The organism is Parvibaculum sedimenti (assembly GCF_009184905.1).
GTDB lineage: Bacteria > Pseudomonadota > Alphaproteobacteria > Parvibaculales > Parvibaculaceae > Parvibaculum > Parvibaculum sedimenti.
This window is the reverse complement of sequence record NZ_WESC01000014.1, coordinates 1-25,589: the sequence shown is the minus strand read 5'-3', so window position 1 is coordinate 25,589 and position 25,589 is coordinate 1. Positions and strand designations below refer to the sequence as shown.

The following is a 25,589-nucleotide window of genomic DNA, read 5'->3' as shown; positions in this document are numbered from 1 at the left end:
CTCCGCGGAGGGCCCCCTGTAGCGACTAGGGCTGTTCGCGAGATCGCGTCAGTTCTTGTCCTTGTCTACGAGTTTGTTGGCGGCGATCCACGGCATCATGGCGCGCAGACGCTGGCCGACTTCCTCGATCGGATGGGCAGCGTTGCGGGCACGGATGGCCTTGAAGCTGGTCTGATTGACCTTGTTCTCGAGCATCCAGTCGCGCGTGAACTTGCCGGTCTGAATGTCGGTGAGAACGCGCTTCATCTCGGCCTTGGTTTCCGGCGTGATGATGCGCGGGCCCGTGACGTACTCGCCATATTCGGCAGTGTTCGAGACCGAGTAGTTCATGTTGGCAATGCCGCCCTCATAGATGAGGTCGACGATGAGCTTCACTTCGTGCAGGCACTCGAAATAAGCCATCTCGGGGGCATAGCCACCCTCGACCAGCGTTTCGAAACCGGCGCGGATGAGTTCGACCAGACCGCCGCAGAGCACGACCTGCTCGCCGAAAAGATCCGTCTCGCACTCTTCCTGGAAGGTCGTCTCAATGATGCCGGCGCGGCCACCACCGATCGACGAGGCATAGGAGAGGCCGACGTCATGGGCGTTGCCGCTCGCGTCCTGATGGACGGCGATGAGGCAAGGCACGCCGCCGCCGCGCTTGTATTCCGAACGCACCGTGTGGCCGGGGCCCTTCGGCGCGACCATGAGCACGTCGATGTCGGCGCGCGGCTCGATCAGGCTGAAATGGATGTTGAGGCCGTGGGCGAAAAGGAGCGCCGCGCCGGGCTTCATGTTGGCGTGCAGGTGATCCTTGTAGATGTCGCCCTGGAGTTCGTCCGGGGTGAGCATCATGAGCACGTCGGCCCACTTCGCGGCTTCGGCGACAGAGAGAACCTTCAGGCCCTCGCCTTCTGCCTTCTTCGCAGTGGCCGAACCTTCGCGCAGCGCGACGGCGACTTCCTTCACGCCCGAGTCGCGCAGATTGAGCGCGTGGGCATGGCCCTGGCTGCCGTAGCCGATGATGGCAACCTTCTTGCCCTTGATCAGGTTCACGTCTGCGTCGCGATCATAATAAACGCGCATGGCTCTCGTCCTTTTCGACTTTCCGTTTAATCCGTCACATCGCCTCGGGGCCGCGCGCGATAGCGACGACACCTGTCCGCGAAACATCCACCAGCCCCAGCGGGCGCATCAGCCCGATGAAGGCGTCGATCTTGTCCGGCGCGCCGGTCACTTCGAACACGAAGGAATTATGCGTCGTGTCGATGACGCGCGCGCGGAAGGCATCGGAGAGGCGCAGCGCTTCGACGCGCTTCTCCCCCGAGCCCGTAACCTTGATGAGCGCCATTTCGCGCTCCACCGCCTTGGTGTCCACCGTGAGGTCAACGACCTTGTGTACCGGCACGAGGCGCGCGAGCTGCGCCTTGATCTGCTCGATCACCATGGGCGTGCCGACCGTCACGATGGTGATGCGCGAGGTGTGCTCGGCCTGGTCGACCTCGGCCACCGTCAGGCTCTCGATATTGTAGCCGCGGCCCGAAAAGAGCCCGATGACGCGCGCGAGCACACCCGCCTCGTTGTCCACGAGCACGGCGATCGTGTGCCGTTCGATATTGCTCTCGTTGCTCATCATCGTCCCTGCGGGCTTGGTTTTTCACATAAAGGCGAGCGCCTGCCCCGCTTTGCCCCGGCTCTATAGCCCAGGGGAGGCCCGGCGCGAAAGGGCAATCGGCCCCTTTTGGGGGCCGAAAAGCCGTTAAACGAGCATTTTGCCCTCTTCCGTGACCATGGCGGCTTCAGGGTCGTCGCCCAGGATCATTTCATTATGGGCAGCACCCGAGGGGATCATCGGGTAGCAATTCTCGAACTTGTCGACCACGCAGTCGAAAACCACCGGTCCGGGGGTGTCGATCATCTGCTTGATCTTGTCGTCGAGTTCGCCGGGCGTCTTCGCCCGGATGCCCACCGCGCCGAAGGCTTCGGCGAGCTTCACGAAGTCGGGCAGCGACTCCGAATAGGAGTGCGAGTAGCGGCCGCCATGCAGCAGTTCCTGCCACTGGCGCACCATGCCCATATATTCGTTGTTCAGGATGAAGATCTTGACCGGCGCCATGAACTGCATGGCTGTCGAGATTTCCTGAATGCACATCTGGATCGAGGCTTCGCCCGCGATGTCGATGACGAGTGCATCCGGATGCGCGATCTGCACACCGATAGCCGCCGGCAGGCCGTAGCCCATCGTGCCTAGGCCGCCGGAAGTCAGCCAGCGGTTCGGCTTCTCGAAGTGATAGTGCTGGGCCGCCCACATCTGATGCTGGCCGACTTCGGTCGTGATGTAGGTCTCGCGGTCCTTGGTCAGCTGGTAGAGACGCTCGATCGCATATTGCGGTTTGATGATCTCGTCCGACTTCTTGTAGTCAAGCGAGCGACGGTCGCGCCAATGGTCGATCTGCCTCCACCAGTCGGCAAGCGCGGACTTGTCGATCTTCACGGCCTTCGACTTCCAGATGCGGATCATGTCCTCAAGGACATGGCCCGCATCGCCGACAATGCCGATATCGGCGTGGATGATCTTGTTGATCGAGGACGCATCGATGTCGATGTGTATCTTCTTCGAGTTCGGCGCAAAGGCATCAATGCGGCCCGTCACACGGTCGTCGAAGCGCGCGCCGATATTGATCATGACGTCGCAGTCATGCATCGCATTGTTGGCTTCGTAGGTGCCATGCATGCCGAGCATGCCGAGCCACTGCTTGTCGGAGGCGGGATAAGCACCGAGGCCCATCAACGTCGAGGTGATCGGGAAGCCCGTGAGCTGCACGAATTCGCGCAGCAGCTGGCTGGCGAAAGGCCCCGAATTGATGATGCCGCCGCCCGTGTAGAAGATCGGCTTCTTCGCGGTGGCGATCAGATCGACCGCCGCCTTGATCGCCTCGATGTCGCCCTTCACCTTCGGACGATAGGTCTTGTGGACGACATTCTGCGGGCCGACATATTCGGCCTTCTGAAACTGAACGTCCTTCGGGATGTCGATGACGACCGGGCCCGGACGGCCATTGGTCGCGACATAGAAAGCCTCGTGCATGACGCGCGTCAGCTCTTTCGCCGAATTGACGAGCCAGTTGTGTTTCGTGCAGGGGCGCGTGATGCCGACCGTGTCGCATTCCTGGAAGGCGTCGTTGCCGATCAGATGCGTGGCGACCTGCCCCGTCAGGCAGACGAGCGGGATCGAATCCATCAGCGCATCGGTGAGGCCGGTGACGGCATTGGTCGCGCCGGGACCGGAGGTCACGAGGACGACGCCGGGCTTGCCCGTCGAGCGCGCATAGCCTTCCGCCGCATGGACGGCACCCTGCTCGTGGCGGACGAGGATGTGGCGGATCTTGTTCTGCTGGAACAGCGCGTCATAGATCGGAAGCACCGCGCCGCCCGGATAGCCGAAAATGGTGTCCACGCCCTGATCGACCAGAGCCTTGATGACAATTTCAGCGCCTGTCAGTTCCTGGGCAGCCATGGGTCGCTTCCTTCCGTTTGTGCGTCATGGCCCGCTTCATGTGGGCCATCCACGTCCCTCTCGCCGCCTCCAAAAACATGATGGCCCGGACAGACCGGGCCATAGCGAGCGAGGGAGCCTCAAAATCGCGGGCAACCTAGCTGCGCCTCAGGGGCGGGTCAACCCCAAACCATCAATAAATGAAAAGATTTTTGCCAAAAGCCTTTCCGAATCTTGCTCAGAAAAGCGCTGCCACGTAATCATCTGAGTTTTGAACCAGGTCTCCTGCCGTTTGGCATAGGCCCGCGTCTCCGCCTGGCCAAGCGTAACGGCTTCTGAAAGCTCAATCTTTCCAGATACATAGTCGATGAGGGGCCTGAGGCCGAGGGCTTTCATCACCGGAAGTTCCGGGGCGAGGTGCATTGCGGCAAGCGCGCGGGCTTCCTCGATGGCGCCCTCCTGCACCATCGTCTCGAAACGGGCGTCGCAGCGGGCGCGAAGCCAGGCGCGGTCCGGCGCCAGCACGATTTTGGCGATACTCCCTGCGAGCAAGGGCTCGCGCGGCTGTTTCTGCCATGCGCTGAGGGGCCGCCCTGTCGCCCGGGCGACCTCGATGCCGCGGGCGATGCGCTGCCGGTCGGAGGGGCGGATGACCTCGGCGAGAGCCGGATCGACCGCCGCGAGCAGGGCGTGGGCCTCGTCGCCCGCCGCCTCGACCTCCGAACGCGCCGCCTCGCGCACCGCGTCGGGCACGTCCGGAATGGGCGAAAAGCCCTCGATCAGCGCCTTGAAATAAAGCCCCGTGCCGCCGACAACGATAGGGACATGGCCCCGCGCCTCGATATCGGCAATGGCTTCGATCGCCATGCGGGACCAGCGACCGGCCGAGCAAAGCTCCGCCCCGGAAATCACGCCATAAAGATGATGCGGGACGCGAGCCTCTTCCGCGGCCGAGGGGCGGGCCGTTAGCACCCGCAATTCGCGGTAGATCTGCATCGAGTCCGCGTTGACGATCTCGCCGCCCAGCCTTTCGGCCAGACCGAGCGCCAGCGCGGACTTGCCGCTTGCGGTCGGCCCTGCAATAAGGATCGCCTGTTTGACGTCGAGTGGCTTATCCACCGCACACCTTTTTGTCGTCATGGCCCGGCTTGTCCGGGCCATCCACGCCTTCGCGGCATAATCCTTCTTCGCAGCGAAGACGTGGATGCCCCGCCTGAAGCGGGGCATGACGTATCTGGACTCGTTTCGGCATGAAATACACCCTCACCCTGATCGGTAACAGCGCCACGGCACTCACCGAGACACTTGTCGCCGCCGCCGGCAGCATTTTGCCCTCGCCCTCCGCGCCAGACTGGCTTGCGCCGGGTGCCGCCTGCGACCTCCATTTCGAGGCCGAGGACGGGAAATCCGTTGAGGCGACGATCCGGGCCAGGTTTTCGGACACGAAAATCGATCTTTCGGTGCAGGTCGCGGGTAACCGCAAGAAGGGCCTTCTCGTCGCCGACATGGACTCGACGATCATCCAGCAGGAGTGCATCGACGAGCTGGCCGCTGAACTGGGCATCAAGGACCGGATTTCCGCGATCACGGAACGCGCCATGCGCGGCGAGATCGCCTTCGAACCGGCGCTAAAAGAGCGCGTCGGCCTGTTGAAGGGCCTGCCCCTCGCCTCGCTCGAAAAAGTCTATGCCGAGCGCATTGTCGAGACACCCGGTGGACGCGCCCTTGTAAGCACGATGCGTGCGAATGGCGCGACCTGCGCCCTCGTCTCGGGCGGCTTCACTTTCTTCACCGAGCGCGTCGCCGCCGCCGTCGGCTTCAATCTCAACCGCGCCAACACGCTGATCTTCGCCGACGGCAAACTCACCGGCGAAGTGGGCGAGCCGATCCTCGGCCGCTATGCGAAGATCGAGTCGCTCGTGAACCTGCGCGAAGAACTGAAGCTCACGCCCCATGCGACCATGGCTGTCGGCGACGGCGCCAACGATCTCGGCATGATCGAGGAAGCGGGTCTGGGCGTCGCCTTCCATGCGAAGCCCGTCGTCGCCGAGGCTGCCGATGCACGCATCGACCATGGCGACCTGACGGCTCTGCTCTATCTGCAGGGTTATCACCGGGAAGAGATCAGGGGCTGACCCGAGCTACTTCACCGGCAACGCCACAAAGCGCGGCGCGCTGCCGCTGAGCATCCGAAGCAGAACCGAACTCCGGCCTGCCTTCTTCTCCGCGTCCACTGCGGCGACGACCTCTTTGGGCGTCTTCACGTTCGACTGACCAACGCGGATGATGACGTCGCCGGGCTCGATGCCCTTGTCCGCCGCTGCGCTCACCGGATCGACTTCGAGCACCAGCACGCCTTCGACATCGGCGCCGAGCTTGAAATGTTCGCGCATGTCCGGCGTAACGCTGACGAGATCGAGGCCGAGCACCTTGGTCTTTTTCGCCACAGGTGGCTTCGCCGCAGGCTTCTCCTTGGTTTTGGCCTTCGTGTCTGTTTCAGCCAGATGGCCGACCTTCACCGTCAGGTTCTTCACCTTGCCGGCGCGCAGCACTTCAATCGATGCTTCCTTGCCGATTTCCGTTTCGGCGACGATGCGCGGCAGATCGCGCATTTCCCGCACAGGATGACCGTCGAAACCCGTCACGAGATCGCCCGTTTCGAGCCCCGCCTTCTCGCCAGGGCCGCCCGGCGTCACGCCCGCGATCAACGCGCCATGCGCCTGCGAAAGGCCGAGCGACGCGGCGATATCCGATGTCACCGACTGGATGCGAACGCCAATCCAGCCGCGGCGCATCTCGCCATGTTCGAGTATCTGCGCGAGGACGGGCGCGATGGTGCTGGACGGCGTGGCGAAACCGATGCCAACGGATTCGCCGGACGGCGAAATGATCGCCGTGTTCATGCCGATCACCTCGCCATTGAGCGCGAAGAGCGGCCCGCCCGAATTGCCGCGATTGATCGCGGCGTCAGTCTGGATGAAGTCGTCGTAATTGCCCGCATGGATGTCGCGGTTAAGCGCAGAGACGATGCCCGCCGTCACCGTGCCGCCGAGGCCGAAGGGATTGCCGATCGCCATCACCCAGTCGCCAACGCGAAGCTTCTCGGAGTCGCCGAGCTTCACATAGGCGAGCGGCGTCTTCGACTCGACCTTCAGCACGGCGATGTCGGTCTTCTCGTCGCGTCCCTTCAGCTTCGCGGGCAGCGTCGTGCCGTCAGCGAAGGTCACGTCGATCTTGTCGGCGCCCTCGATCACATGATTGTTGGTGAGAATGATCCCCGATGGGTCTACGACAAAGCCGGAACCCAGCGACTGCACCTTCTGCGGCACGCCGGGGGGTACGGGCGCTTCCGGCACCGGCTGGCCGAAGGGATTGGCGGAGTCGCCGTCCCCGTCGCCGCCATTATTTTCATCGCCCTGATTTCCCGGCTCGTCGAGGTCTCCCTCATCCGAGTCCTCTTTCGTGCCGGTGACGGTCTGGGTGGTCGAGATATTGACGACCGCAGGCGAGAGCCTGGCGGAAAGCTCGGCAAGGCTTTGCGGAACCATGCGCGCCTCGGCAGGCTGCAAGCCAAAACCGAGAAGCCCGGCAGAAACCAAAAGCGCGGCCAAAGCCGCTCGCGGCCTCCACTCCCTCACAAAGCTCACTCGCCCCATCGAACGTCGTACCTCCAAGCTCGCGGGCGGCCTCTCTCGCCGCTATCCCCGTACCAGCCAGACGAGCACAACCCCGAGGATGAGTGCAAGCATCCCTGTGCTTCGAAGCGCAGTGTCGGGCTGCGAGCCGATGGCGGCAAGCGCCCGGCGCATGGGGCCGGGAAAGGCCGCATAAAGCGCGCCCTCGATCGCCAGCATCAGGCCCAGCGCGGAGAGAAGCTCGATCAAGCCGATAACCTCCGCACCTGGCCCCTCAACGCTTCGCGCCGGTGCCGGCCTCATTGCCGAAATAACGGAAGAACTCCGAATCCGGCCCGACGACCATGGTCGAGTTGTCGCTCTTGATGGCCTTCTTATAGGCCTGCATCGAGCGATAGAAGGCGAAGAATTCAGGGTCCTGACCGAAGGCCTCGGCATAGATCTTGTTCTGCGTCGCATCGCCCTCGCCACGAGCGATCTGTCCGTCGCGCTCTGCATCGGCCAACAATACAGTCACGTCGCGATCCGCCTTGCTGCGAATGCGCTGCGCCTGTTCCTGGCCCTGCGCCCGAATTTCGGCCGCCTCGCGCTCGCGTTCGGTTTGCATGCGGCGGAAGATCGCCTGGCTGTTCGCCTCGGGAAGGTCCGCGCGGCGAATGCGCACGTCGACGATCTCGATGCCGAGATCACTCGCCGTCTTGTTGAAGTTCTCCTGAATCTTCCGCATCAGCCCGGCGCGATTGTCGCGCACCAGTGCTTCAAGGCTGTTGTCGCCCAGCGTGTTGCGCAACGCCGAACCGAAGCTCGGCTGCAGCCGCGTCTCCGTCAGGCGCGGATCGCGAACGGCCTGATAGAACTTCAGCGCATCGACGATGCGGTAACGCGCGAAAGCGTCGACCACGAGGCGCTTCTGATCGGAGGCGATGATTTCCTCCGTCGGAGACTCGAGGTTCAGAAGCCGCTTGTCGATATAGACGACGTTCTGGATGAGCGGCACCTTCACATAAAGACCGGGCTCCGTGATCACCTGCCCGACCGGACGGCCGAACTGCAGCACGATCGCCTGCTGGGTCATATTGACCGTGAAGAGCGAGAGATAGGCCGCCAGAGCGGCGACGATGAGAGCGGCGATGACGCCGATGCCAACCGATCTGTTCATTGGTGCGCCTCCGAGCTCGTAGCCGCAGGCGCGGCCGCATCGGAAGATGCGCCGCCCGTCGCCGGGGTAAGGGGCTTGAGACCCGACAGGGGCAGATAAGGCATCACGCCGTTGCTATTGTTCGGATCGACGATCACCTTGTTCACACCGCCCAGCACACTCTCCATCGTCTCGATATAAATACGCCGGCGCGTCACGTCCTTGGCATTCTTGTATTCGTTGTAGATGGAGAGGAAGCGCTTCGCCTCGCCTTCCGCTTCCGCCACAATCTGTTCGCGATAGGCTTCCGCCGATTGCTGGATCTGCGAAGCCTTGCCGCGTGCCTTGGGCACAACGGTGTTGGCGTAAGTGTTCGCCTCATACTGGAGACGCTCCTGATCCGCGCGCGCGGCCTGCACGTCGCGGAAGGCGTCGATGACGGCAGACGGCGGATCGACCTTCTGAAGCTTCACCTCCGTCACCACGATGCCCGCGCCATAGGTGTCGAGCGCCTGCTGCATGAGATCGCGAACCCGGGTCTGAACCTCGGCGCGGCCCGTCGTCAGAAGAACCTGAATGTTCGACTGGCCAACCGCCTCGCGCATCGCGCTTTCGGCCATCGCCTTTACGGCGCGTTCCGGGTCTTCGACATTGAAGAGGAAATCCGGTGCGTCCTTGATGCGCCAGAAAACGGAAAAGCTGATATCGACGATGTTCTCGTCGCCGGTCAGCATCAGCCCTTCCTCGGCCGAGGGCCCGCCGCCTTCGCGTGTGCCGATATCGGTGCGGTTGACGCGCGTCACCGTCGGCGTCGCAACCGTTTCGATTGGATAGGGAAGCTTCATATGGAGGCCGGGCTGTTCGGTGCGCACGAACTTGCCGAAGCGCAGCACGATGCCCTGCTGGTCTGTATCGACGCGGAAAAAGCTCGTCATGGTCACGATGGCGACCACCGCCAGGCCCAACAGAATGACCGGGCCACGCGAGCCGCCGGTGCCGCCGGGAAGAATTTCGCGGATTTTGTCCTGACCGCGCCGGATCAGCTCATCGATATCCGGCGGACGGTTTCCACCGCCCGAGGGCCCCTGGCCCCATGGTCCTCTATTGCCGCCACCACCGCCCTGCCAGCCTCCGCCGCCATTCTGATTGCTCCAGGGCATCAAGTTTCCTTTGTTTGGGGAAATTCGCCGGTGTTGGTTTTGTTCTTACCGGGGTTTATATGACACTCACCCCCAAGGCGCAACGCGCGCCCCGGAGCCCCGCCGCGCCCGATGGCGCGCCAAGCACACTCGCATGTGGGCATTCCGGCCCATCAAGGCAAGAGCATGAACCGCGCATCCAAAGAAGATATTCTCAAGGCGCTTTCCGCCGTCACCGACCCTGCAAGCGGCAAAGATGTCGTCTCCGCCGGCCTCATTCAGGGCCTCGTGCTCCGCGAAGGCCATGTCGGCTTCAGCGTCGAGGTGGCGCCGGAGCGCGGCCCCGCCTCCGAACCGCTGCGGCGGCAATGCGAGGAAGCGGTGCGCAAACTTCCCGGAATCCTGAGCGTCACCGCCGTGCTCACCGCCCATCGCGACCAGCCTGCGCCTCGTCCCGCGCATGACCACTCGCATGCCGGCCACTCGCATGAAGCGCCGCAGCGGGCCGCGCCTCAAGGCGGGCCGATCAACGTGCCGGGCATTAAGGCCATCGTCGCTGTCGCGAGCGGCAAGGGCGGCGTCGGCAAGTCGACGGTCGCGGTCAATCTCGCGCTCGGCCTCTTGAAGCTCGGTCGCCGCGTCGGCCTTCTCGACGCGGACGTCTACGGCCCCTCGATCCCGCGCATGCTCGGCCTCACCGGCAAGCCGGAAGTGACCGAAACGAAGAAGCTGAAGCCCAAGACCAGTTACGGCCTGAAGACCATGTCGATCGGCTATCTCGTGCCGGAAGACACAGCGGCGATCTGGCGCGGGCCGATGGTGCAGTCGGCGCTGATGCAGATGCTCGGCGAAACGGAATGGGGCGAGCTTGACGTGCTTATCGTAGACATGCCGCCTGGCACCGGCGACGCGCAGCTTACCATGGCGCAGCGCGTTCCGCTGACGGGCGCGGTCGTCGTCTCGACGCCGCAGGAGATCGCGCTCATCGACGCGCGCAAGGGCTTTGCCATGTTCGAGAAGACCCATGTGCCAGTCTTCGGCATCGTCGAGAACATGGCCTATTTCGTTAGTCCCGGCTCAAACGAGAAATCCTACATCTTCGGACAGGGCGGCGCGCGGAAGATGGCCGAAACGCTCGGCTGCGATTTCCTGGGCGAGGTGCCGCTGCACATGACGGTGCGCGAGACCTCGGACGCTGGAACGCCCATCGTTGTCACCGCGCCCGATAGCGACGAGGCGAAAGTCTTCATCGAGATCGCGCGGCGCGTCGGCGAACATATCGACAAGGCGCTCGGCGCAAGCGCGCGCAAGGCGCCGAAGATCAGCGTCGAATAACCAACTCCAATCCGTCATGCCCCGGCTTGTCCGGGGCATCCACGACTTCCTTTCATTAGGTAAAGACGTGGATGGCCCGCATGAAGCGGGCCATGACGTGAAAGATTGGACCTAGACCGCTCTTACTTGTTCAGGAAGTTGAGCGGCAGCCCGGCCGTCGGCCATTCGACGGACACGAGCCGTCCCGACGCCGAAAGCGTGATGAAGGCCGTCTTCAGATCCTTGCCGCCGAAGCAGATATTGGTCGGCAGGATGTCGTCGAAGGCCGTATGCGTGATCTTCGAACCATCCGGCGAGAAGGTCGTGATGCCGCCATGAAGCAGCGTCGCGACGCAGATATTGCCTTCCGCATCGACCGCGAGAGAGTCGAAGAAGCAATGGCCGGGCGCCGTGCCGACATAACGGCCGGGACCGCCGGGGCCCGCTGCAGGCGCCACTTCGCCGGGCGCCACGACGTCGAAGGCGAAGAGACGCGCCGAATAGGTGTCGGCGACATAGACCGTCTTTTCATCCGGCGAGAGACCGACGCCATTCGCCGAAAGAATGGGGAAGGCCACTTCCTTGATGAGCGAGCCGTCGATCTTCGCGTAGTAGAGACCGCCGCGATACTGGATACGGCCATCGCCCTTGCCATGGTCGGTGAACCAGAAGCCGCCATGCTTGTCGAAGACAATGTCGTTCGGCCCGATCAGCGGATTGCCGTTGCACTGCGTGTAGAGCACATCGACCTTGCCGGTTTTGAGGTCGACGCGCTCGATGCGGCCGCCCGAATAATTCGCAGGCTTGTCGCCCGGAATGGTGAGGCCGCCGACCTCGTGCCACTCGAAGCCGCCGTCGTTGCAGATGTAGCAGGCGCCGTCCGGGCCGATGGCCGCGCCGTTCGGGCCGCCGCCGGTCGTCGCGATGACCTCGGCCTTCCCGTCCGGGTGAACGCGGGTCAGCGTGCCGCGCTTGATCTCGACGAGAATGACGCTGCCATCCGGCATGGCGATGGGGCCTTCCGGAAACTGCAGGCCGCTCGCGATGAGTTTCGGCTGAGACATGAAATCCTCCCTGATTGCATTTTCGTGTTTTTCGATGCCGCCATTCTGGCAATGGCTTTCAGCAAGAGCAATGGGCGCTTTCGTCAGGCACGATGGCCGATGGCAAGGCAAGCCCTCTCCGTGGCATCGCGGCCCGAGAGAAAAGCGCCCTGCACCGTCGAGAACCAGCTCGGATGAACGGCTTCGCCAGCAAGGAAGATGCGATCGCCAACGGGCTCCGCGAGCGTCAGCCGATCCTCCGCGCACGCCGGCAGCGCCGAGGAATAGGCGCCGAGCGCATAAGGATCCATGCCCCAGCCTGTCGCGGCCGCCTTCTCGACCGAACCGAGGATCGAGGAGCCGAACATGTCGGCAAGCGCGGACTTCGCCATGTCGATCATCGCCGCCTCGCCTTCGCGCTCCATCTCTTCGGCAAAGCGCCCGCCGAGATAGGCAATGGCAAGCTCCTGTCCAAACGGCCTGACCTGGAAACTCAGCGCATGCCGCTTGAGGTCGCGCTCATCCATGAAGGAGGCATAGCTCGTATCGGGGAGACCAAAGACATCGCGCGAGAATTTGATCGCGACCTTGTTCGCCACACCCGTCGGAACGCCCTCAAGCGCGGCCTGCAAGCCTTGCGGCAAGACGGGCGCGAAGCGAATGAGGCCGCGCGTCAGCACGTTTGTCGAAACGGTGACGATGACGGCCTTCGCCTTCACCGTTCCTTTCTGCGTTTCGAGCATGACGCCCTGGCCTGACCAATCCACCGCCGTCACCGGCGTTTCGAGAGAGACGGGCAGATGCGCGCCCAGCGCCTCCACCAATGCGCCATAGCCTCTGATCAGCGGCCAGTTCTCGCCGCTGTCGTAATAGCGATAGAGATCTAGCGCTGAAATTCGCTCGGGCGGAAAGGCGCTGATCGCTTCGTGCAGATGTTCGATGAGGCGATACCAGCGCGAACCGCGATCATGCGCCTGCGCGACCGGCACATCGAGGCCCTTCGCGCCCAGCGCATCGACTGCGTCGAAAGCGGCGTCGATAGCGCGCTGGTAATCCGCCTTCTCTGCCTCGGCCGCGAGATGCGAACCGAGATGCAAGGTGCGGTCGATGAAGCTTTCGTGCTTGAGATAAGGGTGGCCCAGCGCATCGGCCGCGCGCGTCAACGGATTGACAGCGGCCGAATGAAGCCAATGCGCACCGCGATCCCATGTAAGCCCAAGCGAAGTCGTGTCGGTGTGGCAGCGGCCACCGATGCGGTCCCTCGCCTCAAGCAGCGCAAAGGACAGCCCATAATCCTGCGCGCGACGCGCGGCGGCAATGCCAGCCGCACCCGCGCCGATGATCGCAATGTCGACCTGCCCGCTCATGCCGCGAGAAGCGTTGCTGCGTGAAACGCGAGATGATCGTCGATGAAGGTCTGGATGAAATAATAAGAATGGTCGTGGCCGGGATGCATCCGCAGCACGAGCTTCTGGCCGACCTTCGCGCAAGCCTCTTCCAGAAGCTCTGGTTTCAATTGCGCTTCGAGAAAATTGTCGGCCCCGCCCTGATCGACGAGGATCGTTTCGTAATGCCCTTTCGCGGCGCCTGCCTCGATGAGCAGCGTCGCGTCATGCGCTTTCCATGTTTCGCGGTCCGCACCTAGATAGGCATTGAACGCCTTTTCCCCCCAGGGACACCGCGTCGGCGAGACGATGGGCGCGAAGGCGGAAACGGATCGGAAGAGATCGGGATATTTCAGCGCCAGCGTCAACGCGCCATGTCCGCCCATGGAATGGCCCGTGATGCCCTGCCGCTTCATGTCGACGGGAAAGTTCTCCGCGACCACCTGCTGCAAGTCCTTCGCGATGTAACTCTCCATCCGGAAATGCGGTGCCCACGGGGCTTCGGTCGCATCGACGTAAAAGCCCGCGCCCTGCCCCAGATCGTAAGCCGGATCGTTGGCGACCCCTTCTCCGCGCGGGCTCGTATCCGGCGCAATGACCACCAGATTGAGCGCCGAGGCTCTCCGGTAGGCCCCCGCCTTCACGGTGAAGTTTTCTTCCGTGCAGGTGAGACCCGAAAGAAAAGTCACAACCGGGAAAGGTCCCTCGCCATCCGGCACGTAAGCCGAGAAACGCATGGGCGTTCCCGTCGCCTCCGATTGATGACGGCAGAAGTGAAGTGCGCCGGAGAAGCAGCGATGGGACTCGATGAACTCGATGGACATGATACCTCGAACAAATTGGTGACGCGGGTCCGCGTCAGGTCTCGATCCGGTAACTGAGCGTTGGCCTGCCCGTCTCCGGATCGCGCGGCGTCATGCCGATAAGCTTGCCGCCATTGGAAAGTATGACTTTCCTAGATGCCTCATTCTCTGCGTCGCAAGTGACGCTTACACGCGCGAGCCCCATAGAACGCGCCACCGGCAGGATGAGCGCCAGCGCCCGCGTCGCATAACCTCGCCGTCGCTTCCAAGGCACGATGCTGTAGCCGACATGGCCCGGCACGTAATCCGGCAACTCTTCCGTTCCCGGTTGGAAGCGCAATCCGATGACGCCGCAGAACTCGCCGTCGTCGATCCAGAAAATCCTGAACGGCAGGCGCGGCGCCGTCGATCCATCGGCGAGTTCGACTGCGCCCTCCTGCCCCAGAAGATCGCGCAGGAACTCATCCGGATCGGCCTCCAACGCCTCAAGCTCGTCGGCGCTCACATCGCGAAACGTGTTCGGAGACCAGCCCGCCCGCAGCGCTGCCGCATAGCTCCCGAGGAGGTCTCTATGCGGCACGACGAGACTGATCTCCGGCGTGCCCATCGGCGTCAGTAGACGACGACGGAGCGGATCGACTTGCCCTCATGCATCAGGTCGAAGCCTTCATTGATCCGTTCGAGCGGCAGGACGTGAGTGATGAGATCGTCGATATTGATCTTCTTGTCCATGTACCAGTCGACAATGCGCGGCACATCGGTGCGCCCACGCGCGCCGCCAAAGGCCGAGCCCTTCCAGACGCGGCCGGTGACGAGCTGGAACGGACGGGTGGAAATTTCCTGTCCCGCGCCCGCCACGCCGATCACCGTCGAGACGCCCCAGCCGCGATGGCAGCATTCCAGCGCCTGACGCATGGTGTGCACATTGCCGATGCATTCGAAGCTGTAATCGGCGCCGCCGCCCGTCAGCTCGACGAGATGCGCGACGAGATCGCCCTTGATCTCCTTCGGGTTGACGAAATGCGTCATGCCGAACTGGCGGGCGAGGCCCTCGCGCGCCGGGTTGAGATCGACGCCGACGATCATGTTGGCGCCCACCATCTTCGCGCCCTGAATGACATTGAGGCCGATGCCGCCAAGACCGAAGACGACGACATTCGCGCCCGCTTCCACCTTCGCCGTGAAGATGACGGCGCCGATGCCCGTGGTCACGCCGCAGCCGATGTAGCAGACCTTGTCGAAAGGCGCGTCGGGACGGATTTTCGCCAGCGCGATTTCCGGCAGGACCGTGTAATTCGCGAAGGTCGAGCAGCCCATATAATGCAGCACCGGCTTGCCCTTATAGGAGAAGCGGCTCGTGCCATCCGGCATCAGCCCCTTGCCCTGCGTGGCGCGGATCGACGTGCAGAGATTGGTCTTGTGACTCGTGCAGCTTTTGCACTCGCGGCATTCGGGCGTGTAGAGCGGAATGACATGATCGCCCGGCTTCAGCGACTTCACGCCAGCGCCCACTTCGACCACCACGCCCGCACCCTCATGGCCGAGGATCGCCGGGAACATGCCTTCCGGATCCTGGCCCGACAGCGTGAATGCGTCGGTGTGGCAAATGCCCGTCGCCTTTATCTCGACCAGCACCTCGCCCTCTCGCGGGCCTTCGAGCTGCACCGTCTCGATCTCAAGCGGCTTTCCCGCCTCGAATGCCACCGCCGCACGCACGTCCATGTCGTTACTCCAAAGGCTGAATGAATAGCGGCGGCATTGTCGCCGCAGGAAGCCCCTACGACAAGCCTCGATTGGCGTTCAGCGCGGGCGCATGGTCGATGAAAAGAAGGCGGCGGCGAGCAGATGCGACTTGGCCGTCGCTTCGGGATTGTGCCGCATGATCACGCGCCCGCCTTTGCCCTGATTGCCGAAAGGGTCACTCACCTCGACATCGACGCCCGGCATATCGAAGCCGTGATGCGCGTCGGCCATCACCTCAATACAAACTTTTTTGCGGTCAGCCGGCCTCAAGCCCTCGACGAGCTTCGCCGAAACTTGCGCGTCATTGTCATATTGGTCGAGCGCGCCCGTCACCAGCATCACGGGCGCATCGACGAGATCGCCGAATTCGAAACCCGGCACGCGATTGAAGAGCCATGTGGAGGGATAAGTCGGCATGATCGCCCTGAAAGCGCCGCCGGGCAGGAATTTGTCGTTATGCGCATGGCAAGCCGCGAGCATGGCCGCGACGCCGCCGAAGGAAAAGCCCGAAACGCCGATGCGATCGGCATCGATCTTCGGATGCTTCGCGAGAAAGGCCCGCGCGCCGTAGAGATCGGGCAGCGTCTCGGTGACCGATTTGGGTGGCCCCTCCGCGCCGCCAACAATGCCGCGCGCGGCCCACTGATCAGGTTCCAGCGTTGCGAAGCCCGCCATATTGAGCATATCCGCATATCCGCCTTCGCGCGCCGAGGGCCCCGCCGAGCCATGCAGCAGAACGACGGCGGGCAGCTTCCCCTCATGCTGAGGCACGCGCATTCGCGCGGCAATCGTCAGCGGCGTGTCATGCAGCGAAGGGAAGCTGACATAATGGAGACTTGCGGGAAGGTTCATCTCGGATGTGGTCATTCGTCGCCCGCCTTCTTCCTGCATCAAGACCCTGATGGATTCCCCTGGCCGTCTGTACGCAAGATACGGATGCGCAGATCAAGCCTGCGCATAACGGCCCTAGGGCCGCTGCAGCACTACGAAAGAATAATCCGCACTGTCCTTCTCGCCCGCCGCGTGGCGCTCTCGCGATATTTCGCGCCAGACCGCGCGGTCGAAGACGAAATGCGCGTCGCCTTCGGGCTTTGCATGAACTTCAGTGAGATAGATGCGCGTCGCCCGAGGCAGCGCCTGACGATAAATCTCCGCGCCGCCGACAATCATCACCTCGCCCGCATCGCCCGCGAGTTCCGCCCCGCGGGAAATCGCTGCGTCGAGAGAACCGAAGACTTCCGCGCCCGGCGCGTCGTATGCGGCATCGCGCGTGACGACGAGATTGGGTCTGCCCGGCAGCGGGCGCTTCGGAAATGACTCGTAAGTCTTGCGGCCCATGACAATCGGCTTGCCCATGGTCGTGCGTTTAAAGAAGGCCATATCGCCCGCGAGCCGCCACGGCATGGCATTCTCACTGCCGATGACGCCGTTCTCCGCGATGGCGACGACGAGACAAATATGCATGAATCTCAAACCGCGACCGGCGCCGCGATATGCGGATGCGCTTCGTAACCTTCAAGCTTGAAATCATCATAGGTGAAATCGAAGATCGACTTCACATCGGGATTGATCCACATGCGCGGCAGCGGCTTCGGCTCACGCGAGAGTTGCAGGTTCGTCTGCTCGATATGGTTCGAATAAAGATGCGCGTCGCCGAATGTGTGGATGAACTCGCCCGCCTCGAGCCCCGTCACCTGCGCCACCATCATGGTGAGCAACGCATAGGAGGCGATGTTGAAGGGCACACCGAGGAAGATGTCCGCAGAACGCTGATAGAGCTGGCAGGAGAGCTTGCCGTCCGCGACATAGAACTGGAAAAGGCAATGGCAGGGCGGCAGCGCCATGTGATCGACATCGGCGACGTTCCAGGCTGAAACGATGAGGCGGCGCGAGTCCGGCGTCTTTTTGATCTGCTCGATGAGATTTTTAATCTGGTCGATCTTTTCACCATTCGGCGCGGGCCAGGAGCGCCACTGATAGCCATAGACCGGGCCAAGATCGCCCTTCTCATCCGCCCATTCGTCCCAGATGCCGACGCCGTTCGCCTTCAGATAGGCGATGTTGGTGTCGCCCGCGAGGAACCAGAGCAGCTCGTGGATAATCGACTTCAGATGCAGCTTCTTGGTCGTGACCAGCGGGAAACCGTCGGCGAGATTGTAGCGCGACTGCCAGCCGAAGATGCTGAGCGTGCCCGTGCCGGTGCGGTCGGTCTTCTTGACGCCGTGGTCGCGCACATGGCGCATCAGGTCGAGATACTGCTTCATCGGCTTCGCTCCGGGGATTCGCAGATCAAGTCTACAGCGCGCGCGGCCGGAGCGCATCGCTATCGGGGCTCTATCCACAGACTATTTCAACCGGTCCATTTTCAACTCGTCCGATTCCATCGCGAATCGGCGCAACACACTGATTTCAGGATGTTTTCTGCACGAATCTGGCTTTCGAGTCGAAGATAGCGCCCTAGCCGCGCATAGGCCGGGCGCCCTTTATTTTCGGATGAGGAGCGCCTATATAAGTCCTGTCGGTTTCGACCGACTATGGCGATAAACGGGCTACATAATAAGCCATTCGGACCCGGGGGCGGTACCCGGCGCCTCCACCAATTATCTCCCCGTCGTGGCGGGAATTCCTGGGGGCGAACTAGGATCGACGAGGGTGTAAAAGTAGTTCTTTTGCCCGGCATGGTTCCGCCGTCATCGGGCCGTTTTATAGTTGCCAACGACAACTATGCTGAGGTTGCCGTCGCTGCGTAATGCAGTGCCAGCACTTCGATTGAAGTCCTTGACTTTAGCCGGTTAAGGCGGGGTTCGGGGGTACCTGGCAACAGAAACCCCCACTTCCTTCATCTCTGCAGAACTTTTCGATATGCCGGTCGAGACCTGCCATCTGGACCTCGACCCGAAACGCTGATTGAATCATGGCAAGAGCGGCAGACAGGCCGCGCATGCTTGTGAGTGGAGAGTTCCCCTTGGCCGAAGACCTGATGCATTACGACCTCATGGCGCAGGAAGCGCTGCGCGGCGTTATCAAGCGCGCGCTCGACGTCGTGCTGAAAAAGGGGCTGCCCGGCGAGCATCACCTCTACATTTCCTTCCGCACCGATGCGCCCGGCGTCAACATTTCGGAAAAACTGCGCAAGCAATATCCCGAGGAAATGACCATCGTGCTCCAGCATCAGTTCTGGAACCTTGATGTGCGCGAGGACGGTTTCTCGGTCGATCTCACCTTCAACAAGATCCCCGAAACCCTGGTCGTGCCCTATTCGGCCGTTCAGGGCTTCTTCGACCCGAGCGTCCAGTTCGGCCTCCAATTCGAAGTGAAGAAGCCCGAAGCTGCCGAAGCGCTGAAGCCCGCCCCCAAGGCCGAAGAGACCCCCACCCTCCCCACGAGCGACGCCGCGGTCGTCAGCCTCGACGCGTTCCGGAAGAAGTAGCTTTTCCGGTTTCGCTCCCCCTTTTTCTGTCATGCCCCGCATAAAGCGGGGCATCCATGCCTTCATTCCGTGGGAATCGGGGCGGTAAGACATGGATGGCCTGGTCAAGTCGGTCATGACGGCTGAGGTATGGAACCCTCTCCCAACCTTCCCCCACGCCTCCCCGCGTGCTAAATCAGCGCCCATCGAAAAAGCCTTCAGGAGCGCGCGATATGAGCAAGACCCGCACCGAAACCGATACATTCGGCCCGATCGAAGTCCAGGCCGACAAATATTGGGGCGCGCAGGCGCAGCGCTCGCTCGGCAACTTCAAGATCGGCTGGGAGAAGCAGCCGCTCCCCGTGGTCCGCGCCCTCGGCATCGTGAAGCGCGCCGCCGCCGAAACCAACATGGGCCTCGGCCGCCTCGACCCGAAGATCGGCGAGGCCATCGTCAAGGCCGCGCAGGAAGTCATCGACGGCAAGCTCGACGAGCATTTTCCCCTCGTCGTCTGGCAGACCGGCTCCGGCACACAGTCGAACATGAACGCCAATGAAGTCATCTCGAACCGCGCCATTGAGATGCTCGGCGGTGAGATGGGTTCGAAGAAGCCCGTACATCCGAACGATCACGTCAACATGTCGCAGTCGTCGAACGACACTTACCCGACCGCGATGCATGTCGCCTGCGCCGAGGAAATCGTCCACCGCCTGCTCCCCGCGCTGAAGAAGCTCCGCGACGCGCTCAACGCGAAATCGCTTGAGTGGAAGGACATCATCAAGATCGGCCGCACCCACACGCAGGACGCGACGCCGCTGACGCTCGGTCAGGAATTCTCGGGCTACACGCAGCAGGTCACGAACGGCATCGCCCGCATCGAACAGACGCTGCCCGCACTGATGCAGCTCGCGCAGGGTGGCACCGCCGTCGGCACCGGCCTCAACGCGCCGATCGGCTTTGCCGAAAAGGTCGCCGAGCGCATCGCCGCGATCACCGGACTTGCCTTCACCACCGCGCCGAACAAGTTCGAAGCGCTCGCCGCCCATGACGCGATGGTCTTCAGCCATGGCGCAATCAACACCGTCGCAGCCTCGCTCTTCAAGATCGCCAACGACATCCGCCTCCTCGGCTCCGGCCCGCGTTCGGGCCTTGGCGAGCTGTCGCTGCCGGAGAACGAGCCCGGCTCGTCGATCATGCCGGGCAAGGTCAACCCGACCCAGTGCGAGGCGATGACGCAGGTTTGCGTGCAGATCTTCGGCAACAATGCAGCGCTCACCTTCGCGGGATCGCAGGGCCACTTCGAACTCAACGTCTACAACCCGGTAATGGCTTATAACTTCCTCCAGTCGGTCCGGCTGATGGCCGATGCCGCAGTCAGCTTCACCGACAATTGCGTCGTCGGCATCGAAGCCCGCACAGACAACATCAAGGCGGCTCTCGAACGCTCGCTGATGCTGGTCACGGCGCTGGCGCCGAAGATCGGCTACGACAACGCGGCAAAGATCGCCAAGACCGCGCACAAGAACGGCACGACGCTCCGCGAGGAAGCTGTGGGCGGTGGCTATGTGACGAATGAAGAGTTCGACGCCGTGGTCCGTCCGGAGAAGATGATTTCGCCGGAGTGACAATCAGGAGACCCGCATGCCCGCAGAGATCAAACGCTCCGTCAGCATCGCGGGTCACCGCACGTCGATTTCCCTTGAGCGCCCGTTCTGGGAAGCGCTCAAGGAAATCGCCTGTTCCGAAGATCTATCGGTGAATGAACTCGTTCGCCGCATCGACGAGGGCCGCGACAACGAGGGCAACCTCTCGGGAGCGGTCCGCGTCTACGTCCTCGCCCATTTCAAAAACAAGGCAAGTTGCGCGGTCTGAACCAAAGGTCGCAGGCCCTACTGCAACGAAGCCTCGGGCTGCGCCGGGCGCGTCACGGGCAGCGGAATGCCCCCCGCCGCTGGTCCCTTCGCCTTCAACTCGTCGTCGCTGAGGCCGAGCAGGTTCTTCAAATCCGAAGGGATGGCGCCGACACCCGCCTCCCTTGCCGTATCGGCGATGATGCGCTTCGCCACGAAGCCCTGAACCGCAATCGTATCGTTGCGCCGATCCAGCGCCCCGAGTTTTCCGGCCACCACCGAGGAGAAGGCCGGCACCCCTTGCGGCTCGTCAGGCATCACGGTGAGCTCCGCATCCGCCGCGAGTCTGCCGAGGTCGAGCATGGCGGTGAGCTTGCCCTTGCCGCCCTTCAGCTGCAGCGCCTCGCGATCCAATCGTGCAATGCCATCCTTCACGGCAAAATCGCCGTCGAGCCCCGCCACCGGCGTATTCCCCTTGGCGAGCGTCTCTCCTTCAAGCGCGGTGAACTGATCGAGCGACTTCAGCGTCTTGAGACCTGCTGAAAAGGCCGGCACGTCGAGCGGCGCGAGGCCGGCATTGCGCGTCTTCAGCGTTCCCGTGCCCGAGATCGAGGAGATGAGCGCAAGCCAGCTCCGGCCTTGGCCATTGAGTTCCGCATTGATGTCCGTGCGGCCAGTGCCAAAGGAGGTACCGAAGACTTCCGGCCCCACCAGCGCGATGTCCGCCCCCTCGACCGCGACACTCAGACCGATGCCCGCTTCGCCATTCTTGCCGCTATTGATGCGCGCGCCAACGGTCGCTGTGCCATCGGCGAATTTCGCCGTGAAGGGTGTCGCCGAGAGAACGCCATCGGCCAGCGTCAGATGCATATCGCTATCGTCAAGCCGCAATCCACCGAGTTTCAGCGCCTTGGTTTTCAGCTCGACATTGCCATCAAATGTTCCGAGAACGGACCAGTCGAGCGCCGCAGTCGGCCATAGCGATCCCTGGTCCGAGGCAGTCGTGGCGAAGACAGAGGAAAGATCGAGCGCATTCGCCTCGAATTTGCCGGCGAGCGATGGCTTCTTGCCCGCGTCTGTCGGCGCCGACCAGCTTGCCTCGCCGGAGAGATGCAGGTTTCCGGCGACACCCTCCAGATTGCTCAAGGCAAGTCCGGTGGCATCGCGCTTCACATCGCTCGAAAAGACGAAGCTCGGCCCCGCTGCCTGCGCCACCGTGAAGTCGGCCATACGCTGCCCCATACCAATGGCAGCAAGAACGGGCGCAATCTCCGAGGCAGAGATGTCGACATGGCCCGCAAAGTCCGCGCTCCCGAATGGGTCGGCCAGCTCGCCCTTCGCGTTGAAAGTGCCCTGCCCGACATTGACACGCAGCGATGTATCAAAGGGGTTCCCCACCGCGCCGCTCATTTGCAGCGAGATAGTACCCGCGCCGGAGATGCCGTCGCCGGGCGTGAATCCCATCTGCGAAAGCAGCACGCGTCCATCGGCGTTCGCTGCATTGGCGAGCAGATCGACATGTCCGATCTTTCCATCCGTCGCATGGGCAAGCTTCAGCACTGCGTCGACGCGGCTTCCGCCTGCCGCTCCCTTGAGCATCAGCGTATCGAGCCGCGTCTGCTTTTCCTCGCCCTCACCGGAGGTGGTGTCGAGCGTCAGTTGCAACGGACCTTTGACGCCGGGCGCATCGATGCCCGTCAGCGCGAAAAGCCTGTCCGTCTTTTCCGCCGCGAGTTCGCCATGGAGAGTACCCTGCAGCGCACCGATGTCACCTCGCGTCAGCCCGGAAAGGACGCCAGCAAGCGTCAGCTTCGCGCCCGCGAGATCGACGGCGGAAAAATGCCTGAGATCGAGTTCGCCCTTGTTCATCGCCACCGACATGTCGAGCCCGGTCACGTCCTCGTCATTGACAGTGAGCCTGTCCGCCTTCAGCGCGATGTCGACATCATTCGCGTCGAGCAGCGTAAGCGGCTTTGGCGCGGTTGCCGGCCAAAGCGCGATCAGCGGATCGAGGTCGAAGCTCCTGGCAGTCAGCGCGCCGCGCAGCAGCGCGCGCCCGTCGCGTTCCGTAAAGGCGACATCGCCCTTGATATCCGCCGCATCTGGCGTCAACGCATAGGCCGCTGTAAGGCCATTGAAGGAGAGACTGTCCGCCGTCAACTGAATGTTCGACGCGACGGAGAAGGCGCGGCCCGGCTCCTTTGCCAGCACAGGCGGCACAGGTTTTTCCGCGTTGCTCTCCGCCGTCTGTCCGGGAACCGCGCCAAGGCTCTCAAGCCAGCTCGCAAGCGCGCCCATGTTGCGGCTTGTCGCCTTGACCTTGCCACCGAACTGGCCGCCCTTGTCGCCATGCGCCAGCGCGCCGGAAAGTTCCAGTTGTGTGCCGCCACCGATATCGCCCGCCGCCCGATCGACGCTCAGCCGGCCATCGTCGAGCGAGACTGCGAAACTCGCGTCGCGCACAAGCACGTCATGGATGAGGAGCCCGCCCACTTTCACATTCGCTTTGGCGTCGAAGCCTTGCGGCAACGGCAGCGCCGCAAGCGAACCGAAAGGCACTTTCGACCCGCTCAGGAATTCGCCGATCCGGTCGGCCAGCGGGTCGAGCGTCAGCGCCTCGCCATCGAGCGACACACTCACATTGGGGCGCTTCTTCCACTCCGCCCGCGCCTCGCCCTTCAGCGTCGTCCCAGCCATGGAGACCGCGAGATTGCGGAAGGTCGCCAGATCCTCGCTGATCACGACGCCTGCTTCAATGCGCAGCGGCGCTCTCGGCTTCTGCCCATCTTCGGTTTTCGTCGAGCCATATTCGAAAGTGCCCGTTCCATCGAGCCGCACGCCACTCGAGAAGCCGGTCGATACGCCGGAGAAGAGAAGCTTCGCCGGCTGCGCCAGCGTCTGCAGTTCCGCAGTCACCGGGAACGCCTTGAGCCCGGCGAAATTGCCGACGGCAAGCCGCAACGCCAGCGGAATTTCATTCGCCGTGAATTTGAGGTTTGCGCGAATGGGCCCGAGCAGCGATGTCGCCATCACGGCGCCATTGAGATGATCGACGCGCCAGCTCCGCTCGCTGCGATGATCGAAAAAGGTGATAGTGCCGTCGTCGAAAGTCACTTTTTCGAGGCTGATCGAGGCAAGACCGAAAAGGCCCTCCTCGCGCAGCGAGTCCGCGACGAGGCCGCGCCAGTTACTGCGCCCGTCGCGCATGATTTCGAGATGGACCTGCGGCCGCGCCACGGTGACGCTCGAGACGGTAACTTCGCCGCTCAGCAGGGGCGCCAGCGCGACCTCGGCATCGATCTGGCCGAAGCGAAGGAAATCGGGATTCGCGCCGCCTTCGAGGTTGGAGAGCGAGACATCATTGAGCGTCAGATGCGGAGCGGGCAGCACAACGAAGCGAATATCGCCTCCGATCTTCAACTCGCGCCCCGTCAGCTTCGTCCCCTGAGCTTCGATCTGATTGCGAAACTGGTTCCAGTCGACAAAGGTCGGGCCCACAAGCGCCGCGAGCAGCAGCAGAATGATGAGCCCTGCGATATAGGACAGAACCGAGTTCAAAACTGTCTCCGAAGTCAGCAAGGATAATCGGACCGGCGAGCGGCGGACGTCTCAGACCGGGGCTCTATCGCCAAGGCCTGCAAGAAGCGTCCCAAGGCAAAAGGCGAACGGCAAGCTACCGCCGATTTGCGGGCAAAATATGGTGTCGGCGGGCGGAAGACCAGCCGCTTTCATAAATATCTTTAGCTTCAAGCGGTTAACCTTCGTTCATCAGGACAGGGGCTTCCCGGTCCGCATCGGCGGGGCATTCGGCTACACCCTGCGCAATGGGATTGGCCTTCGAAGCGGTCAATTCCGCCTGATCGAAGCCGACACGCATGGTCGTTTTCCCGCCCTTCAGCCGCACCGGCATCCACGAGATGGCCTTGAGGGCGAGCCTTCTGGTTTCGCGGCCGAGCAAAGCCGTCAGCGGCATGTCGCGGCCGCGGAGCCTCGATGAATAGTCCTGCTCAACCGTCCTGTCGAAACCCAGAGGCTCCAGACTCGCGCGGAAACCATATTGATCCTGCATGACAGCCCAGGCACCCTTTGCAGCACCTTCACGCCCCAGGCCTCGAATTCCTCTTAGATGCGCATGGATATCGCGCGATCGACCAGTGCCTCGCCCGCTATGCGCGGTTCGGCCTGATCACATATGGCGTCTTTCCACCTCCGATCCGCCGGGACTGCCTGACATCGCGGATCGACGCGATCGACTGCGGCCGTCGCCGACGCCTGAAGACCCTCCGCTGGAAAATGCGCAACATCATGCAAAAGCTGTTCGATTGGCTGCGGCCGCCCAGCTTGCACAATTGACGCCCCAAGGAGCCTCAGGTCCCTTCGCCGCCACTATTTTTTCGGCGATAGTGGGGCATCTTCCGCGCTAACATTGCCGAAAATACAATCGCCGCAGGTTTCGGGCATGGCCGACATCATTCAGTTCTCCAAGGCGCGAAAAGACGCCAAGGAAGATCGTAAACGCCGCGAACGTGCGGAAAAGGAAGCCCGCGCCGCAAGCAACCGTGTCCGCTTCGGGCGGATACCGTTGAAAAACTCCGCCATTGCTGTCGCATGGGCGCGCGTGATTCAATCCTCTGACCGATTTGCGGAGGATT

24 protein-coding genes, 1 other RNA gene and 1 pseudogene are annotated in these 25,589 nt (G+C 62.6%); 8 read left to right on the top strand and 18 right to left on the bottom strand.

Annotated elements, in window-relative coordinates:
• Positions 1–48: 48 nt before the first annotated feature.
• The 4 genes from ilvC to miaA all read right to left on the bottom strand — a co-directional run bounded on the left by ilvC (position 49) and on the right by miaA (position 4,597).
• Positions 49–1,068 (bottom strand): ketol-acid reductoisomerase, encoded by a 1,020-nt coding sequence (gene ilvC / locus F2P47_RS14270; protein ID WP_152217054.1) that lies wholly within the window; start codon positions 1,066–1,068, stop codon positions 49–51.
• Positions 1,069–1,102: 34 nt separating this feature from the next.
• Positions 1,103–1,615, bottom strand: a complete 513-nt coding sequence (gene ilvN / locus F2P47_RS14265) for an acetolactate synthase small subunit (RefSeq protein ID WP_152217125.1) — start codon at positions 1,613–1,615, stop codon at positions 1,103–1,105.
• A gap of 126 nt (positions 1,616–1,741) precedes the next feature.
• Positions 1,742–3,499 carry an acetolactate synthase 3 large subunit gene (locus tag F2P47_RS14260; protein WP_152217053.1) on the bottom strand — a complete coding sequence of 586 codons (1,758 nt, stop codon included), beginning with the start codon at positions 3,497–3,499 and terminating at the stop codon, positions 1,742–1,744.
• A gap of 147 nt (positions 3,500–3,646) precedes the next feature.
• Positions 3,647–4,597 carry a tRNA (adenosine(37)-N6)-dimethylallyltransferase MiaA gene (gene miaA, locus F2P47_RS14255; protein WP_152217052.1) on the bottom strand — a complete coding sequence of 317 codons (951 nt, stop codon included), beginning with the start codon at positions 4,595–4,597 and terminating at the stop codon, positions 3,647–3,649.
• A 131-nt stretch (positions 4,598–4,728) separates the two neighbouring features.
• On the opposite strand from miaA, the gene serB reads away from it, so the two are divergent.
• Positions 4,729–5,613, top strand: coding sequence for a phosphoserine phosphatase SerB (serB, locus tag F2P47_RS14250; protein WP_152217051.1), 885 nt, complete (start codon positions 4,729–4,731; stop codon positions 5,611–5,613).
• Positions 5,614–5,619: 6 nt separating this feature from the next.
• Here serB and F2P47_RS14245 read toward each other — a convergent pair whose 3' ends face one another.
• From F2P47_RS14245 to hflK, 4 genes are all read right to left on the bottom strand, one after another.
• The gene (locus F2P47_RS14245) at positions 5,620–7,089 is read right to left on the bottom strand and encodes a DegQ family serine endoprotease (RefSeq protein ID WP_246176909.1); all 1,470 of its coding nucleotides are present in this window, start codon (positions 7,087–7,089) and stop codon (positions 5,620–5,622) included.
• Between the two features lie 87 nt (positions 7,090–7,176).
• Positions 7,177–7,362 (bottom strand): DUF2065 domain-containing protein, encoded by a 186-nt coding sequence (locus F2P47_RS14240; RefSeq protein ID WP_152217049.1) that lies wholly within the window; start codon positions 7,360–7,362, stop codon positions 7,177–7,179.
• Positions 7,363–7,387: 25 nt separating this feature from the next.
• A complete protein-coding gene (gene hflC, locus F2P47_RS14235; RefSeq protein ID WP_152217048.1) occupies positions 7,388–8,272 on the bottom strand; it encodes a protease modulator HflC in 885 nt (294 codons plus the stop codon).
• A complete protein-coding gene (hflK, locus tag F2P47_RS14230; RefSeq protein WP_152217047.1) occupies positions 8,269–9,411 on the bottom strand; it encodes an FtsH protease activity modulator HflK in 1,143 nt (380 codons plus the stop codon). Before hflK ends, hflC begins: the two co-directional genes overlap by 4 nt.
• Positions 9,412–9,576: 165 nt before the next feature.
• Between hflK and F2P47_RS14225 the strand changes: the two genes are divergently transcribed.
• Positions 9,577–10,725 (top strand): Mrp/NBP35 family ATP-binding protein, encoded by a 1,149-nt coding sequence (locus tag F2P47_RS14225; RefSeq protein ID WP_152217046.1) that lies wholly within the window; start codon positions 9,577–9,579, stop codon positions 10,723–10,725.
• A 122-nt stretch (positions 10,726–10,847) separates the two neighbouring features.
• Here the strand turns inward: F2P47_RS14225 and F2P47_RS14220 are convergent, their stop codons facing one another.
• The 8 genes from F2P47_RS14220 to F2P47_RS14185 all read right to left on the bottom strand — a co-directional run bounded on the left by F2P47_RS14220 (position 10,848) and on the right by F2P47_RS14185 (position 17,942).
• A complete protein-coding gene (locus F2P47_RS14220; protein WP_152217045.1) occupies positions 10,848–11,768 on the bottom strand; it encodes an SMP-30/gluconolactonase/LRE family protein in 921 nt (306 codons plus the stop codon).
• Positions 11,769–11,851: 83 nt separating this feature from the next.
• Positions 11,852–13,114: a flavin monoamine oxidase family protein gene (locus tag F2P47_RS14215; protein WP_152217044.1), complete on the bottom strand. Its 1,263-nt coding sequence runs from the start codon at positions 13,112–13,114 to the stop codon at positions 11,852–11,854.
• On the bottom strand, positions 13,111–13,956 hold the full coding sequence (gene fghA / locus F2P47_RS14210; protein ID WP_152217043.1) for an S-formylglutathione hydrolase: 846 nt from the start codon (positions 13,954–13,956) through the stop codon (positions 13,111–13,113). The genes F2P47_RS14215 and fghA overlap by 4 nt, the downstream gene beginning before the upstream one ends.
• 34 nt (positions 13,957–13,990) lie before the next feature.
• The gene (locus tag F2P47_RS14205; protein WP_246176908.1) at positions 13,991–14,542 is read right to left on the bottom strand and encodes a GNAT family N-acetyltransferase; all 552 of its coding nucleotides are present in this window, start codon (positions 14,540–14,542) and stop codon (positions 13,991–13,993) included.
• A 5-nt stretch (positions 14,543–14,547) separates the two neighbouring features.
• Positions 14,548–15,657 (bottom strand): S-(hydroxymethyl)glutathione dehydrogenase/class III alcohol dehydrogenase, encoded by a 1,110-nt coding sequence (locus F2P47_RS14200; RefSeq protein ID WP_152217042.1) that lies wholly within the window; start codon positions 15,655–15,657, stop codon positions 14,548–14,550.
• A gap of 78 nt (positions 15,658–15,735) precedes the next feature.
• The gene (locus F2P47_RS14195) at positions 15,736–16,545 is read right to left on the bottom strand and encodes a dienelactone hydrolase family protein (RefSeq protein WP_185681129.1); all 810 of its coding nucleotides are present in this window, start codon (positions 16,543–16,545) and stop codon (positions 15,736–15,738) included.
• Positions 16,546–16,644: 99 nt separating this feature from the next.
• Positions 16,645–17,142 carry a dihydrofolate reductase gene (locus F2P47_RS14190; protein ID WP_152217040.1) on the bottom strand — a complete coding sequence of 166 codons (498 nt, stop codon included), beginning with the start codon at positions 17,140–17,142 and terminating at the stop codon, positions 16,645–16,647.
• A gap of 5 nt (positions 17,143–17,147) precedes the next feature.
• Positions 17,148–17,942, bottom strand: a complete 795-nt coding sequence (locus tag F2P47_RS14185; RefSeq protein ID WP_152217039.1) for a thymidylate synthase — start codon at positions 17,940–17,942, stop codon at positions 17,148–17,150.
• Positions 17,943–18,156: 214 nt separating this feature from the next.
• Here F2P47_RS14185 and ssrA point away from each other — a divergent pair.
• The 4 genes from ssrA to F2P47_RS14165 all read left to right on the top strand — a co-directional run bounded on the left by ssrA (position 18,157) and on the right by F2P47_RS14165 (position 20,959).
• Positions 18,157–18,513: a transfer-messenger RNA gene (gene ssrA, locus F2P47_RS14180) on the top strand.
• A gap of 130 nt (positions 18,514–18,643) precedes the next feature.
• Positions 18,644–19,108 carry an SspB family protein gene (locus F2P47_RS14175; protein WP_152217038.1) on the top strand — a complete coding sequence of 155 codons (465 nt, stop codon included), beginning with the start codon at positions 18,644–18,646 and terminating at the stop codon, positions 19,106–19,108.
• Between the two features lie 212 nt (positions 19,109–19,320).
• Positions 19,321–20,712 (top strand): class II fumarate hydratase, encoded by a 1,392-nt coding sequence (gene fumC / locus F2P47_RS14170; protein WP_152217037.1) that lies wholly within the window; start codon positions 19,321–19,323, stop codon positions 20,710–20,712.
• A 16-nt stretch (positions 20,713–20,728) separates the two neighbouring features.
• Positions 20,729–20,959, top strand: coding sequence for a ribbon-helix-helix domain-containing protein (locus tag F2P47_RS14165; RefSeq protein ID WP_152217036.1), 231 nt, complete (start codon positions 20,729–20,731; stop codon positions 20,957–20,959).
• A gap of 17 nt (positions 20,960–20,976) precedes the next feature.
• Here the strand turns inward: F2P47_RS14165 and F2P47_RS14160 are convergent, their stop codons facing one another.
• Together F2P47_RS14160 and F2P47_RS14155 are read right to left on the bottom strand one after the other, a co-directional pair.
• On the bottom strand, positions 20,977–24,495 hold the full coding sequence (locus tag F2P47_RS14160; RefSeq protein ID WP_185681128.1) for an AsmA family protein: 3,519 nt from the start codon (positions 24,493–24,495) through the stop codon (positions 20,977–20,979).
• A 196-nt stretch (positions 24,496–24,691) separates the two neighbouring features.
• Positions 24,692–25,006 carry a hypothetical protein gene (locus F2P47_RS14155; RefSeq protein ID WP_152217034.1) on the bottom strand — a complete coding sequence of 105 codons (315 nt, stop codon included), beginning with the start codon at positions 25,004–25,006 and terminating at the stop codon, positions 24,692–24,694.
• Between the two features lie 17 nt (positions 25,007–25,023).
• Here F2P47_RS14155 and F2P47_RS14150 point away from each other — a divergent pair, with 17 nt between their 5' ends.
• Positions 25,024–25,290 carry a hypothetical protein gene (locus F2P47_RS14150; protein WP_152217033.1) on the top strand — a complete coding sequence of 89 codons (267 nt, stop codon included), beginning with the start codon at positions 25,024–25,026 and terminating at the stop codon, positions 25,288–25,290.
• Positions 25,291–25,396: 106 nt separating this feature from the next.
• Positions 25,397–25,589: pseudogene (locus F2P47_RS17730) on the top strand (DUF4169 family protein); the annotation flags it as partial.